Source organism: Nocardia sp. NPDC050710 (genome assembly GCF_040654375.1).
Taxonomy (GTDB): domain Bacteria; phylum Actinomycetota; class Actinomycetes; order Mycobacteriales; family Mycobacteriaceae; genus Nocardia.
The window spans coordinates 544,244-557,253 of record NZ_JBFAHV010000001.1 but is presented as its reverse complement, the minus strand read 5'-3'; the positions used below and the strand labels follow the sequence as shown (position 1 = coordinate 557,253).

The 13,010-nt window shown below is 68.0% G+C and carries 12 protein-coding genes; 10 read left to right on the top strand and 2 right to left on the bottom strand.

Annotated features, from left to right (window positions below):
- The first annotated feature begins 54 nt into the window (after positions 1-54).
- The 3 genes from AB0H61_RS02550 (at position 55) to AB0H61_RS02540 (ending at position 2,570) form a co-directional block, all read left to right on the top strand.
- Positions 55-906, top strand: coding sequence for a hypothetical protein (locus AB0H61_RS02550; RefSeq protein WP_357298278.1), 852 nt, complete (start codon positions 55-57; stop codon positions 904-906).
- Between the two features lie 178 nt (positions 907-1,084).
- Positions 1,085-1,702, top strand: a complete 618-nt coding sequence (locus AB0H61_RS02545; RefSeq protein WP_357298275.1) for a hypothetical protein — start codon at positions 1,085-1,087, stop codon at positions 1,700-1,702.
- Between the two features lie 211 nt (positions 1,703-1,913).
- The gene (locus tag AB0H61_RS02540) at positions 1,914-2,570 is read left to right on the top strand and encodes a hypothetical protein (RefSeq protein ID WP_357298272.1); all 657 of its coding nucleotides are present in this window, start codon (positions 1,914-1,916) and stop codon (positions 2,568-2,570) included.
- 70 nt (positions 2,571-2,640) lie between these two features.
- On the opposite strand, the gene AB0H61_RS02535 is transcribed toward AB0H61_RS02540, so the two are convergent.
- Both AB0H61_RS02535 and AB0H61_RS02530 read right to left on the bottom strand, forming a co-directional pair.
- A complete protein-coding gene (locus AB0H61_RS02535; protein WP_357298270.1) occupies positions 2,641-3,093 on the bottom strand; it encodes an SgcJ/EcaC family oxidoreductase in 453 nt (150 codons plus the stop codon).
- A 132-nt stretch (positions 3,094-3,225) separates the two neighbouring features.
- The gene (locus AB0H61_RS02530; protein ID WP_357298267.1) at positions 3,226-3,852 is read right to left on the bottom strand and encodes an alpha-ketoglutarate-dependent dioxygenase AlkB; all 627 of its coding nucleotides are present in this window, start codon (positions 3,850-3,852) and stop codon (positions 3,226-3,228) included.
- A 294-nt stretch (positions 3,853-4,146) separates the two neighbouring features.
- Between AB0H61_RS02530 and pyrR the strand changes: the two genes are divergently transcribed.
- Genes pyrR through pyrF form a run of 7 tightly spaced genes read left to right on the top strand, consistent with a single transcriptional unit; the run spans position 4,147 to position 12,902 of the window.
- A complete protein-coding gene (pyrR, locus tag AB0H61_RS02525) occupies positions 4,147-4,782 on the top strand; it encodes a bifunctional pyr operon transcriptional regulator/uracil phosphoribosyltransferase PyrR (RefSeq protein ID WP_357298265.1) in 636 nt (211 codons plus the stop codon).
- Positions 4,779-5,738, top strand: a complete 960-nt coding sequence (locus AB0H61_RS02520) for an aspartate carbamoyltransferase catalytic subunit (protein WP_357298263.1) — start codon at positions 4,779-4,781, stop codon at positions 5,736-5,738. Before pyrR ends, AB0H61_RS02520 begins: the two co-directional genes overlap by 4 nt.
- Before the next feature lie 51 nt (positions 5,739-5,789).
- A complete protein-coding gene (locus AB0H61_RS02515; protein ID WP_357298261.1) occupies positions 5,790-7,091 on the top strand; it encodes a dihydroorotase in 1,302 nt (433 codons plus the stop codon).
- Complete coding sequence (locus AB0H61_RS02510) at positions 7,091-7,588, top strand: transporter (RefSeq protein WP_357298259.1); 498 nt, start codon at positions 7,091-7,093, stop codon at positions 7,586-7,588. The genes AB0H61_RS02515 and AB0H61_RS02510 overlap by 1 nt, the downstream gene beginning before the upstream one ends.
- Positions 7,585-8,703 carry a glutamine-hydrolyzing carbamoyl-phosphate synthase small subunit gene (gene carA, locus AB0H61_RS02505; protein ID WP_357298257.1) on the top strand — a complete coding sequence of 373 codons (1,119 nt, stop codon included), beginning with the start codon at positions 7,585-7,587 and terminating at the stop codon, positions 8,701-8,703. Before AB0H61_RS02510 ends, carA begins: the two co-directional genes overlap by 4 nt.
- Complete coding sequence (gene carB / locus AB0H61_RS02500; RefSeq protein WP_357298255.1) at positions 8,703-12,035, top strand: carbamoyl-phosphate synthase large subunit; 3,333 nt, start codon at positions 8,703-8,705, stop codon at positions 12,033-12,035. Before carA ends, carB begins: the two co-directional genes overlap by 1 nt.
- A 42-nt stretch (positions 12,036-12,077) precedes the next feature.
- Positions 12,078-12,902, top strand: coding sequence for an orotidine-5'-phosphate decarboxylase (pyrF, locus tag AB0H61_RS02495; RefSeq protein WP_357299819.1), 825 nt, complete (start codon positions 12,078-12,080; stop codon positions 12,900-12,902).
- Positions 12,903-13,010 lie beyond the last annotated feature (108 nt).

Below are 13,010 nucleotides of genomic sequence, written 5' to 3'. Positions count from 1 at the left end.
CCGCGTTCGTCCGTGGTGTCCTGAACTCACAGCGAGCCAGAAACGGAGGAAATCGTGGCCGCCCAAGACATACGGCCGCGACCCGGTTCGGCCGATACCGACACGCTGAAATTGCACCGTCGCACCATGGTGCTGGATGGGCGCCTGTATTCGGTGCTCACCCTGCGTCCCGGCGGCGACGTCCGCTTCGCCACCAACCGTTACCACAACACCTGGCATGTGCTCTCCGATTGGCGCGGCGCCCGGGTACTGGCCCGGCTGCTGTGGGGCCTGGCCTATCAACGGCGGCCCGGCACCCTGGTGGTGATCGATCCGGGACATCTTGACCCGAATCCGTTCGATGCCGCGACGTCCGACCCGATCGTCTTGGTGCCCTCGGACCTCACCGTCTTCACCCGCGCCGCCGCCGTAGCGCTGCGCAAGCGGCTGCCGCTGCGGGACCGGTCGGCAGGCACCGTCCGATGGCAGACCTTCGGCCTGAAACCGGCACTCGCGCGGTGGCTCGCCCGACGATCGCCCGACCCCGGCGCGGTTGTCTCCCATTATGTGGCTGAGCCGGTCGGGTGGACCCGCATCGACCGGCTCGGCGGACTTCTCGTGATCTACGGTGCCGCGGATCACTTGCGGGACTGGGCCACCTGTCTCATGCGCCTGGGCACCTACGCCCAGGATGGGATGGACTACCTGTACCTGGACTATCCGGTGGTGGACGGCGAGGTGCAGATCTTCCGCCAGTACCGCCGCGAGGTGAATATCGCCCGCCAGGCGCGCAGAGAGGTGCTGGCCCGCACCGGCGGCCGAGCGGAACCCGGCATCGAATCCGCCATTTGGTCCCACGCCGCGACCGTCCGCCACCGTCGCTACCCGCCGCCCGCCGGGCCGGTGTCGCCGGTGGGCGGGCCCTAGCGCTGCGGTATCGGGTCCGGCCGAGACCGGAGACGCTCGTTCCGGGACGAACCCGAATACCCTGGCGTCGAATTCGCCGAGACTTTGTTCCTATGGCTGGGAAGTCGCTTCCGAATGGGCGGGATACGGTGTCGCGCAGTTTGTGTCGGGGTGTGCTGGTGCGGGTTGAGGAGGAGCGGTGTTGCGAACAAGGCTGCGGCGGGGTCGCCTGCGTGTGACGGTGGGAGCGGTGGTTGTCCCGGCGGCGCCGCTGCTGGTGACGGCGTGCTCGAACGATGCCGGTTCGGCCGCGTCCGCGACAACCACGGTGGCTCGGGCCTCGGCAACCGAGACCGCGGCGGCGACGAATCCCGGTGTCGCGGGCCCGAATCCGTCCGCATCCGCGCCGGTGGCGGTGGTTCCCGGACCCCAGACCGTGGAATCGCAGCACGTGCGTCCACCGGCGGTGAATGTCTCGGAGCCGGAGCCACCGCAGGCGCCGCCCACCGGCGAGTACGTGAAATGCACCGATCGGATCAACTACGCGGGCGACCCACGGTCGAATGCGGAAATCAATACCCTCGGCGAGCAGACGGGTCAGTGTCCCGATCCGATTCTGCCGACGGCGACGACATCGCCCACCGATTCGCCGACCGTCACCACATCGCCCACCGATTCGCCGACCGTCACCACATCGCCCACCGCATCGCCCACGGCGACCGCATCACCCACGGTGACCGAAACGCCCACGGCGACCGAAACACCCGCGACAACCGCATCACCTACGACGACCGCCACGGCGTCGCCCACGCCGTAGCGGCTCGCGGCGATCGGCTCTGGCTCGGCGGCGCGATGGCGAAGAGCCGATCGAATCGTGTGTCCACGAGCAGGATTCGGCAGTGGCGGGGTTCCCCGAAGGTGCTCGATCGATGTCCCGGGAATGGCAGGACCGACGCCGAACTGCGGGGCAACCGAACCACACCTACGATCCATACGACACGCCGAGCTCGGGAGGACGAAACCGCTCGATGACCCGTTCCGCGCAGGAAATGCACGCCTACCTGGTCAACCAGGTCAACCTCATGCTGCGACGGCTGGGCATGTTCGGAGGTGAGCCCGCCCTGTGGACACTGTTCGACCACCTGTTCTTCCTCGAGGGCGACGACCACGGAGTGTCGGATCTGCACGAGTCATGGCGTGAGCGCAACGCTTTCACCCCGACCGGTGCACAGGGCGCCCTCCGGCGTTTGCTTCCGGACACCATGAGATCCGCCCTGCCGTCGATGTATGCCGAAGCCGCCCGTCATCGAGGCTGGCTCGATCTGGATCGAACATTGACGCCCGACGAGTACGCGCGACTGCGCACCGCGATCCCTTCATTCGTCGAGGATGACCGCACCTGGTCCGAGGTCGTCGAGGCATTCGGTCAACCCAGCGTCCTGTTCGGCAGCACCAATCGGCTGTACGAGAAGACACTGGCCTACGCGACCGCCGACACGTCCGACCCTATGGTGGTCTTCCACCTCTGGAACGGTGTCGACCCGGGCGCGCAATCATCCTGGCCGCCGAAATATCAGGAACCGATCCTACTCGCGATCCGATGCGGCACAGGCTCGTTCGCCGATACCTTCGTCTTCAGCCCGGAAGGTACTCGCCGCCGGCCACCCGAGGACAAACTCTCCTGAGCTCTGCTCGCGCGGTTATCGCAGTGCGCCGACCTGGTCGGCCGATGGTGCCGCCGGGTCGACCCGGTGCTCATTCCGTCTTCGGGAACAAGGTGTTGTGCCGGGCGGCGACCCACCACCGGCCGTCCTCCTTGACCAGTACGTAGAGCGCGACCATCGCGGGATCGGTGTCGATGAGTTCACCATCGGCGGTGGTGGCGCGAGCGGCCTTGTGCGCCACCGCGATATCCGGTCGCAGGAAGGTGATGTCGGTGACGTCGTAGCGCACGTACTCGTCCTTCAGGAACCCTGCCAGACCCTGCGCCGCCGCACTGAGCAGTGTCGGCTTACCGACCATGACGACGCCGACCGCATTGCCCGCCGCGGCGTTCGCGGTGAAGTCGGCGGTCATCAGCTCGGCGTCATTGGTGTTGTACCCGGCCTGCACATTCGCCACGATCTGTTCGATGGCCGCGATGTCGTCGGTGTGGTCGATCGTGGTGTCCTCGACCACGGGCGGCTGGACTGCTGCTGTCGCGCTCATGGAAACGATCCTGGTTCCTCAACGTATGTTGAGGTCAAGGCTCGTGTCGTCGCGTAGGTCACAGCGTGGGATTCGTGCGCGGCGGTGGGCCGGAGGAGAAGGCCCGCTTGCGGATTCGGACGGCCGTGGCCGTCAGCGCACGCCGCGGGTGCGGAACTGAATGCTGATGCGCGGCCCGGCCGGTTTCCGGGTCTTGGGCACCGCGTGCTCCCAGGTGCGCTGACATGATCCGCCCATGACCAGCAGATCGCCGTGTCCCACCTGATATCGGATGCTCGCCCCGCCGCCACGGGGCCGCAACAGCAAAGCTCTGGGTGCGCCCACCGACACGATGGCGACCATGGTGTCGTGGGTCGCGCCGCGCCCGAAGGTATCTCCGTGCCAGGCCACACTGTCGCGACCGTCGCGGTAGTAGCACAGCCCCGCGGTCCGGAACGGCTCGCCGAGCTCGTCCCGGTAGTGGGCGCTCAGCGCCGCGCATGCCTCGTGCACTGCCGGATCCGGCCACGACTCGTACTCCTCGTAGAACCGCAGCAGTCGTGGTACGTCGACCACCCGGTCGTACATCGGCCGTCGCTCGGCCTGCCAGTCCACGCCGTCGACCAGGCGCTCGAACAGCAGATCGGCGCCGCTGAGCCAGCCCGGCAGCACATCGACCCAGGCCCCGGCGGTGAGGACGGTGCGACGTATGCGCTCCAGCGACCCGACCTCGATCTCCCCGAATCCGTCGAGCAGTGAACCCTGCAACGGTGTCGGCATGCGCTCGAATGTACGCGCTATCGAACATACGTGCTAGCGGCTATCGGTCGGCGTGTCGGATTCGGCCCCGGGATTCGCCGATGACGCCCGCTGCGATCCGGGAAGCGGCGGCGTGGCATCCTCATCCGTCGGCGGCAGGTCGCCCCCGCCCCGCGTGGTCGCGCTCACAGCCTCCGCGTGGGGCAGCTCACAGCGCGATATGCCTGGTGAAAGTGGGGTCAGGGGCGCTGTTAGGCTGCTAGCCGTAAGACATCCTTTAACGGACCGTCCGGTGAGGCGGGGAAGGAGGTCGGTATGGCCGTGCCCGGAGATCGGGCCGCCAAGTCCGGCGGTGCCGAGGTATCGCAGCGGCACACCCCCGAGTGGGTAGAGGCGGGGCGCGAGTTGTTGTCGGCTTCCGATGTGAGCCGGACCGTCGCGCGTATCGCCCATCAGATCATCGAGAAGACCGCCCTGGATTCGGGCGAGTCCGGCACCCCGCGCGTGGTGCTGATCGGCATCCCGACCCGCGGCACCACCTTGGCCGCGCGGCTCACCGAGAAGATCGAGGAATTCGCCGGGGTCCGCCCGGCGCTGGGCTCCCTCGACATCACCCTTTATCGCGATGACCTGCGCAGCCGCCCGCACCGGCCGCTGGAACGGACCTCGGTCCCGGAGGGCGGTATCGAGGACGCGCTGGTGGTGCTCGTCGACGATGTGCTCTTCTCCGGCCGCACCGTGCGCTCCGCGCTGGACGGACTGCGTGACCTCGGCCGCCCCCGCTCGGTGCAGCTGGCGGTGCTGATCGACCGCGGCCACCGCGAACTCCCGATCCGCGCCGACTTCGTCGGCAAGAATGTCCCCACCTCGCGTTCGGAGGATATCTCGGTGCTGTTCACCGAGCACGACGGCCGCGACGGCGTCTACCTGCACCAGGAGGCCGAGGCGTGAAGCATCTGCTGACGGTCACCGATCTGGACCGCGCCGCCGCCGCCGAGCTGCTGGACGAGGCCGAACGTTTCGAGCAGGCACTGCTCGGCCGCGAGGTGCACAAGCTGCCGACCCTGCGCGGCCGCACCGTGATGACGGTCTTCTACGAGAATTCGACCCGCACCCGCGTCTCCTTCGAGGTGGCGGGTAAGTGGATGAGCGCCGACGTGATCAATGTCAGCGCGAGCGGTTCCTCGGTGTCGAAGGGCGAATCGCTGCGTGATACCGCGCTCACCCTGCATGCGGCGGGCGCCGACGCGCTGATCGTCCGGCATCCGGCCTCCGGCGCGGCGCACCAGATCGCGCGCTGGATGGATACCTGGGCCGCCGAGGGACGCGGATCCGCCCCGGCCATCATCAACGCGGGCGACGGTATGCACCAGCACCCGACCCAGGCGCTGCTGGATGCGCTCACGCTGCGTCAGCGTCTGGGCGATATCGAGGGTAAGCGGGTCGTTATCGTCGGTGACATCCTGCACAGCCGGGTCGCCCGCTCCAATGTCTTCCTGCTCGACACCCTCGGCGCCGAAGTGGTGCTGGTCGCGCCGCGCACCCTGCTTCCGGTGGGCGTGCAGGCCTGGCCCGCGCGCATCTCGCATTCGCTGGATGCCGAATTGCCCGGCGCCGACGCGGTTCTCATGCTGCGGGTACAGGCGGAGCGGATGAACGGTGGATTCTTCCCCTCGGCCCGCGAATATTCGGTGAACTACGGCCTGTCCGAGCGCAGGCTCGCACTGCTCGACGAGCATGCGGTGGTGCTGCACCCCGGCCCGATGCTGCGCGGCATGGAAATCGCCTCGGCCGTGGCGGATTCGCCAAGGGCGGCGATCCTGCAGCAGGTCACCAACGGTGTGCATCTGCGGATGGCCGTGTTGTTCCGGCTGCTGGTCGGCACCCAGGAAGCGGTCGTCGCATGAGTCGGCACGAGAACACATCGGTACGGAATTCGGGACGGAAGGCGGCGCGGCATGGGTGAGCTCTTGATCAAGGGTGCGCGGCCCTACGGCGAGGGTGAGCCGGTCGATGTGCTGGTGCGCGACGGCGTCATCGCCGAGATCGGCGCGGGCCTGAGCGCGGGCGAGGCCACCGAGATCATCGAGGCGCGGGGTCAGATCCTGCTGCCTGGCTTCGTCGACCTGCACACCCACCTGCGCGAGCCCGGCCGCGAGGATACCGAGACCATCGAAACCGGTTCTGCCGCCGCCGCGCTCGGCGGTTACACCGCGGTATTCGCCATGGCCAATACCAACCCGGTCGCCGACTCGGTGGTCGTCACGGACCATGTGTGGCGGCGCGGCCAGGAGGTCGGCCTGGTCGACGTCTACCCGGTGGGTGCGGTCACCGTGGGCCTCGCGGGTAAGCAGCTCGCCGAAATGGGCACCATGGCCGCCGGTGTCGGCGCGGTGCGCATGTTCTCCGACGACGGCCACTGCGTGTACGACCCGCTCATCATGCGTCGCGCGCTGGAATACGCGAACTCCCTCGGCGTGCTCATCGCCCAGCATGCGGAAGAGCCCCGACTGACCGAGGGCGCGGTCGCGCACGAGGGTCCGACCGCCGCCCGGCTCGGCCTGGCAGGCTGGCCGCGCGCGGCCGAAGAGTCCATCGTGGCACGTGACGCACTGCTGGCCCGCGACGCGGGCGCCCGCGTGCACATCTGCCACGCCTCCACCGCGGGCACCGTCGAACTGGTGAGATGGGCCAAGTCCCAGGGTATTTCGATTACCGCCGAGGTCACCCCGCACCACTTGCTGCTGGACGACTCGCGCCTCGAGACCTACGACGCGGTCAATAAGGTCAACCCGCCGCTGCGCGAGGCCTCCGACGCGCAGGCGCTGCGCAGGGCACTGGCCGAGGGCATCCTCGACTGCGTCGCCACCGACCACGCTCCGCATGCCGAACAGGACAAATGCTGCGAATTCGCCGTCGCCCGTCCCGGCATGCTCGGGTTGGAGACCGCGCTGTCGATCATCGTGCAGACCATGGTCGAACCGGGTCTGCTGGATTGGCGCGGCGTGGCCAGGGTGATGAGCGAGCGGCCCGCCGCGATCGTCGGACTCGACGAACACGGCCGCCCGATCGAGGTGGGCGAACCCGCCAACCTCACGCTGGTCGATCCGGATGCGAACTGGACGGTGCGGGCCACCGAGCTCGCGAGCATCTCGAACAACACGCCGTTCGAGGACATGACGTTCCCGGCGAAGGTGACGACAACGTTGCTGCGCGGCCGGGTAACTGCCCGTGAGGGCAAGGCGGTGGGAGGTCCGTAGTGGAAAGAACGCTGTGGGTAGTCGGGCTGCTTGCCCTGTTCGCCTTGTGCATCTGGTTGATGTACCGCGGCTGGCAGAACAAGGCGGCGCGTCAGGCCGTGCGCATCGGTGAGCTACCGACGGTGCCCGGGGAACTGGGCGCCCAGGTACTCGAACCGACGACCGGGATGTACCTGGGTAGCACCATCGCGCCCAGTTGGCAGGACCGGATCGCCGTCGGTGACCTGGGCTTCCGGGCCACAGCGGAACTCACGCGGTTCGAACGGGGGATTCTGCTCGAACGCGACGGGGCGACGGTGATCTGGATTCCGCAGGAATCCATTACCGCCGTGCGCACCGAACGCGGACATGCGGGCAAAGTGATGACGGAAGATGGTGTGCTGGTAATTCGCTGGAAGCTGCCGACCGGAACCGAGATAGATACCGGTTTCCGAGGTGACGACAAGACGGTGTACCCGGCGTGGGCCAGGGCGATGACGGGAGATGAACAGACATGACCAGTGGTGTCGAAGCCGCTCTAGTGCTGGAGGACGGGCGCGTATTCCGCGGTACCGCCTACGGCGCGGTGGGCGAAACCCTGGGTGAGGCGGTGTTCTGCACCGCGATGACGGGGTATCAGGAGACCCTGACCGACCCCAGCTACCACCGCCAGATCGTGGTGGCCGCGGCCCCGCAGATCGGCAATACCGGCTGGAACGACGAGGACGACGAGTCCGCCAAGATCTGGGTCGCCGGATATGTGGTGCGCGATCCGGCGCGCCGCGCCTCCAACTGGCGCGCCACCACCACGCTGCCCGACGAAATGCAGCGCCAGCAGGTGGTCGGCATCGCGGGCATCGACACCCGCGCCCTGGTGCGTCACCTGCGCACCCGCGGTTCGATGAAGGCGGGCATCTTCTCCGGTGCCGCCCTGACGGATGCCGACGAACTGGTGGCCCGCGTGAACGGCCAGCCTTCCATGCTGGGCGCGGATCTCGCCGAACAGGTGAGCACCCCATCGCTGTACACCATCGAGCCGATCGGCGAGCGTCGCTGCACGGTGGTCGCGGTCGACCTGGGCATCAAGACCAACACCCCGCGCATGTTCGCCGAACGCGGCATGCGGGTGCACGTGGTGCCCTCGAACACCTCGCTGGACCAGATCCTGGAGCTGAAGCCCGATGGCGTCTTCCTCTCCAACGGCCCCGGTGACCCCGCCACCCAGGATGGCGCGGTCGCGCTGACCCAGGGGATTCTGGCCAAGGGCCTGCCGCTGTTCGGCATCTGCTTCGGCAACCAGATCCTGGGCCGGGCGCTGGGCCGCAGCACCTACAAAATGAAGTTCGGCCACCGCGGCATCAATATCCCGGTCGTCGAGCACGAGACCGGCCGCATCTCGATCACCGCGCAGAACCACGGGTTCGCGCTGGAGGGCGAGCAGGGGGAGCGGTTCGACACCCCGTTCGGCACGGCGGAGGTCAGCCATGTCTGCGCCAACGACGGCACTGTCGAAGGTGTGCGTCTGGTCGATGGCCGCGCATTCTCCGTGCAGTATCACCCGGAAGCCGCCGCCGGACCCCACGACGCCGCTTATCTCTTCGACCGTTTCGCCGGTCTCATGGAAGGAGCCTGATGCCTCGCCGCGAGGATCTACACCACATCCTGGTGATCGGCTCGGGTCCGATCGTCATCGGCCAGGCCTGCGAGTTCGACTACTCCGGCACCCAGGCGTGCCGTGTGCTGCGGTCCGAGGGACTGCGGGTCTCCCTGGTGAACTCGAACCCGGCGACCATCATGACCGATCCGGAGTTCGCCGATTCCACCTATGTGGAGCCGATTACGCCGGAGTTCGTCGAGAAGGTCATCGAGAAGGAGCGTCCGGACGCCATTCTCGCCACCCTCGGTGGGCAGACCGCGCTGAACACGGCGGTCGCACTGCACGAGAACGGTGTGCTGCAGAAGTACAACGTCGAGCTGATCGGCGCCGACTTCGAGGCCATCCAGCGCGGTGAGGACCGGCAGAAGTTCAAGGACATCGTCGCCAAGGTCGGCGGCGAGAGCGCCCGCTCCAGGGTTTGTTTCACCATGGACGAGGTCCGGGAAACCGTCGCGGAACTCGGCTTCCCGGTGGTCGTGCGTCCCTCGTTCACGATGGGTGGCCTCGGTTCGGGCATGGCCTACAACCACGAGGACCTCGATCGCATCGCGGGCGGCGGCCTGGCCGCCTCGCCGACGGCGAATGTGCTCATCGAGGAATCCATCCTCGGCTGGAAGGAATACGAGCTCGAGTTGATGCGCGACGGCCGCGACAATGTCGTGGTGGTCTGCTCGATCGAGAACGTGGACCCGATGGGCGTGCACACCGGTGACTCGGTCACCGTGGCGCCCGCGATGACCCTGACCGACCGCGAATACCAGAAGCTGCGCGACCTCGGCATCGCGATCCTGCGCGAGGTCGGCGTCGACACCGGCGGCTGCAATATCCAGTTCGCGGTGAATCCGGCCGACGGGCGCCTGATCGTCATCGAGATGAACCCGCGCGTCTCGCGTTCGTCCGCCCTGGCTTCCAAGGCGACCGGCTTCCCGATCGCGAAGATCGCCGCCAAGCTGGCCATCGGCTACACGCTCGACGAGATCGTCAACGACATCACCAAGGAAACCCCGGCCTGCTTCGAGCCGACGCTGGACTATGTGGTCGTCAAGGCGCCGCGGTTCGCGTTCGAGAAGTTCCCGGGCGCCGACGCCACACTGACCACCACCATGAAGTCGGTCGGCGAGGCGATGTCTCTCGGCCGCAACTTCTCCGAGGCGCTGGGTAAGGTGCTGCGTTCGCTGGAGACCAAGGCCGCGGGCTTCTGGACCCAGGATGACGGGCCGTGGGCCCCGGTGGACGGCGACATCCAAGCCGCCGTCGACGCGATCCTGGATGACCTGCGCACCCCGACCGAGGGGCGGATCTACCAGGTCGAGCGGGCGCTGCGGCTGGGCGCGAGCATCGAGGTCGTCGCCGAGGCGTCCGGCATCGACCCGTGGTTCGTCGCCGAGGTCGCCGGCCTCGTCGAGCTGCGTCGCGAGATCCTCGACGCCCCGGTTCTGGACGAGTCGCTGCTGCGCCGGGCCAAGCACTACGGCCTGTCCGACCGCCAGCTCGCCGCGCTGCGGCCGGAACTCGCGGGTGAGACCGGCGTGCGGGCGCTGCGGCACCGTCTCGGTGTGCGCCCGGTCTTCAAGACTGTCGACACCTGCGCCGCCGAATTCGAGGCCAAGACCCCGTACCACTACTCGGCCTACGAGCTCGACCCCGCCGCGGAGTCCGAGGTGGCGCCGCAGCGCGAGCGCGACAAGGTGATCATCCTCGGCTCCGGCCCGAACCGCATCGGCCAGGGCATCGAGTTCGACTACTCGTGCGTGCACGCGGCGCAGACGCTCTCGCAGGCCGGGTACGAGACCGTGATGGTCAACTGCAATCCGGAGACCGTCTCCACCGACTACGACACCGCCGACCGGCTGTACTTCGAGCCGCTCACCTTCGAGGATGTGCTCGAGGTCTACCACGCGGAGACCGAGTCCGGCACCGTCGCGGGCGTTATCGTGCAGCTCGGCGGTCAGACTCCGCTGGGTCTGGCGCAGCGCCTGACCGATGCGGGCGTCCCGGTGGTCGGCACCAGCGCCGCCGCCATCGACCTGGCCGAGGACCGCGGTGAATTCGGTGAAGTGCTGGTCGCGGCCGGGCTTCCCGCGCCGAAGTACGGCACCGCCACCACGGTGGAGCAGGCCAAGAAGATCGCCGCGCGGATCGGGTACCCGGTGCTGGTGCGGCCGTCGTATGTGCTCGGCGGGCGCGGCATGGAGATCGTCTACGACGAGCAGTCCCTGGAGGGCTACATCTCGCGTGCCACCGAACTCACCCCGGATCGCCCGGTGCTGGTGGACCGCTTCCTGGAAGACGCCATCGAGATCGACGTCGACGCACTCTGCGATGGCGAGGAGGTCTACCTCGGCGGCGTGATGGAGCATATCGAAGAGGCGGGCATCCATTCGGGCGACTCGGCCTGCGCGCTGCCGCCGATCACCTTGGGCCGCAGCGATATCGATGCGGTGCGCCGCTCCACGGTGGCGCTGGCCAAGGGCATCGGCGTCAAGGGTCTGCTCAATGTGCAATACGCGCTCAAGGACGACGTGCTCTACGTGCTGGAGGCGAATCCGCGTGCCAGCCGCACGGTTCCGTTCGTCTCCAAGGCCACGGCGGTGCCGCTGGCCAAGGCGGCCGCGCGAATCACCATGGGCGCTACCATCGCCGAGCTCCGCAAGGAGGGCATGCTGCCTGCCGAGGGCGACGGCGGCCACGTTCCGCTGGACGCGCCGGTCGCGGTGAAGGAAGCCGTGCTGCCGTTCCACCGCTTCCGGCGGGCCGACGGCACCGGCGTGGATTCGCTGCTCTCCCCGGAGATGAAGTCCACCGGCGAGGTGATGGGCATCGACGCCGATTTCGGCACGGCCTTCGCCAAGAGTCAGGCCGCGGCCTACGGTTCGCTGCCCACCGAGGGCACCGTCTTCGTCTCGATCGCCAACCGCGACAAGCGCGCCATGGTGTTCCCGGTGAAGCGCCTGCACGATCTGGGCTTCCGCATCCTGGCCACCGAGGGCACCGCGGAAATGTTGCGCCGCAACGGTATTCCGTGCGAGCAGGTGCGCAAGCATTCCGAGGAGAGCCCGTCCGACGAGCCGACCATCGTGGAGCAGATCCGCGACGGTGAGGTCGACATGGTATTCAACACCCCCTACGGCAACTCCGGTCCGCGTGTGGACGGCTATGAGATCCGCACCGCCGCCGTGGGCGTGAACATTCCGTGCATCACCACGGTGCAGGGCGCGGCCGCCGCCGTGCAGGGCATCGAGGCGTGTATCAACGGCGGTATCGGTGTGCGCTCCCTGCAGGAGCTGCATTCGGTGCTGCGTGGCTGAGTGGAGCTCGAAACGGAGACGGCCACCGAGGAGGCGGGTTCGATGAAGACATTCGGCGACCGGTTGCAGCACGCGATGCGGCATTTCGGTCCGGTATGCGTCGGCATCGACCCGCATCCGCAGCTACTGGACGCGTGGGGCCTGTCCGATGATGTCGACGGTCTCGAGAAATTCGCGGAAATCTGCGTCGAGGCCTTCGACGGCACGGTCGCGCTGGTCAAGCCACAGGTCGCGTTCTTCGAGGCATATGGCTCTGGCGGAATCGCGGTCCTGGAGCGCACCATCGAGGTCCTGCGGGCCTCGGGCACCCTGGTGCTGGCCGATGCCAAGCGTGGCGATATCGGCTCCACCATGGATGCCTATGCCCGCGCCTGGCTCGGCGACGGCCCGCTCGGGTCGGATGCGGTCACCGTCTCGCCCTACCTCGGATTCGGTTCGCTGACACCGGCTCTGACGCTCGCGGAGGCGAACCATCGCGGCGTATTCGTGCTCGCGGCCACCTCGAATCCCGAAGGGGGACAGGTGCAGCGGGTCGTCGCCGCGGACGGCCGCACCATCGCTCAGGCCATGGTCGACGAGGCCGCGCTGTGCAATGCGGGCGAAGGATTCGGGTCGGTGGGCGTGGTGGTCGGTGCGACGCTGGCCGAGGCCCCCGATCTGTCCACGCTCAACGGGCCGATCCTGATGCCCGGTGTGGGTGCGCAGGGCGGTGACCCGGAGACCGTGCGGGCGCTGGTCCCCGAGCAGATGCTGCGAGCCGTCGTGCCGAACGTATCCCGCGAAGTGCTGCGTGAGGGACCCTCGGTCTCGGCACTGCGTGCCAAGACGAGCGCCCTGCAGGACCAGTTCGCCTTCCTGGGCTCCTGACCGGTTCGCGGGTCCCCGTCGCGTCCGCAGATGGCACCGGACCGGTGGCCAGGAGGCGTTCTGCGCGGGTTTGACGGCGTCGCTGTCCCCTGGCGAGGGCGGGCGCGG

What these genes read in the sequence shown, in the direction of transcription:
- AB0H61_RS02540 (WP_357298272.1), top strand. Translation starts at nt 1,914, where the DNA reads ATGACCCGTTCCGCGCAGGAAATGCACGCCTACCTGGTCAACCAGGTC.
- AB0H61_RS02535 (WP_357298270.1), bottom strand. Translation starts at nt 3,093, where the DNA reads ATGAGCGCGACAGCAGCAGTCCAGCCGCCCGTGGTCGAGGACACCACG.
- AB0H61_RS02530 (WP_357298267.1), bottom strand. Translation starts at nt 3,852, where the DNA reads ATGCCGACACCGTTGCAGGGTTCACTGCTCGACGGATTCGGGGAGATC.
- pyrR (WP_357298265.1), top strand. Translation starts at nt 4,147, where the DNA reads ATGGCCGTGCCCGGAGATCGGGCCGCCAAGTCCGGCGGTGCCGAGGTA.
- AB0H61_RS02515 (WP_357298261.1), top strand. Translation starts at nt 5,790, where the DNA reads ATGGGTGAGCTCTTGATCAAGGGTGCGCGGCCCTACGGCGAGGGTGAG.
- carA (WP_357298257.1), top strand. Translation starts at nt 7,585, where the DNA reads ATGACCAGTGGTGTCGAAGCCGCTCTAGTGCTGGAGGACGGGCGCGTA.
- carB (WP_357298255.1), top strand. Translation starts at nt 8,703, where the DNA reads ATGCCTCGCCGCGAGGATCTACACCACATCCTGGTGATCGGCTCGGGT.
- pyrF (WP_357299819.1), top strand. Translation starts at nt 12,078, where the DNA reads ATGAAGACATTCGGCGACCGGTTGCAGCACGCGATGCGGCATTTCGGT.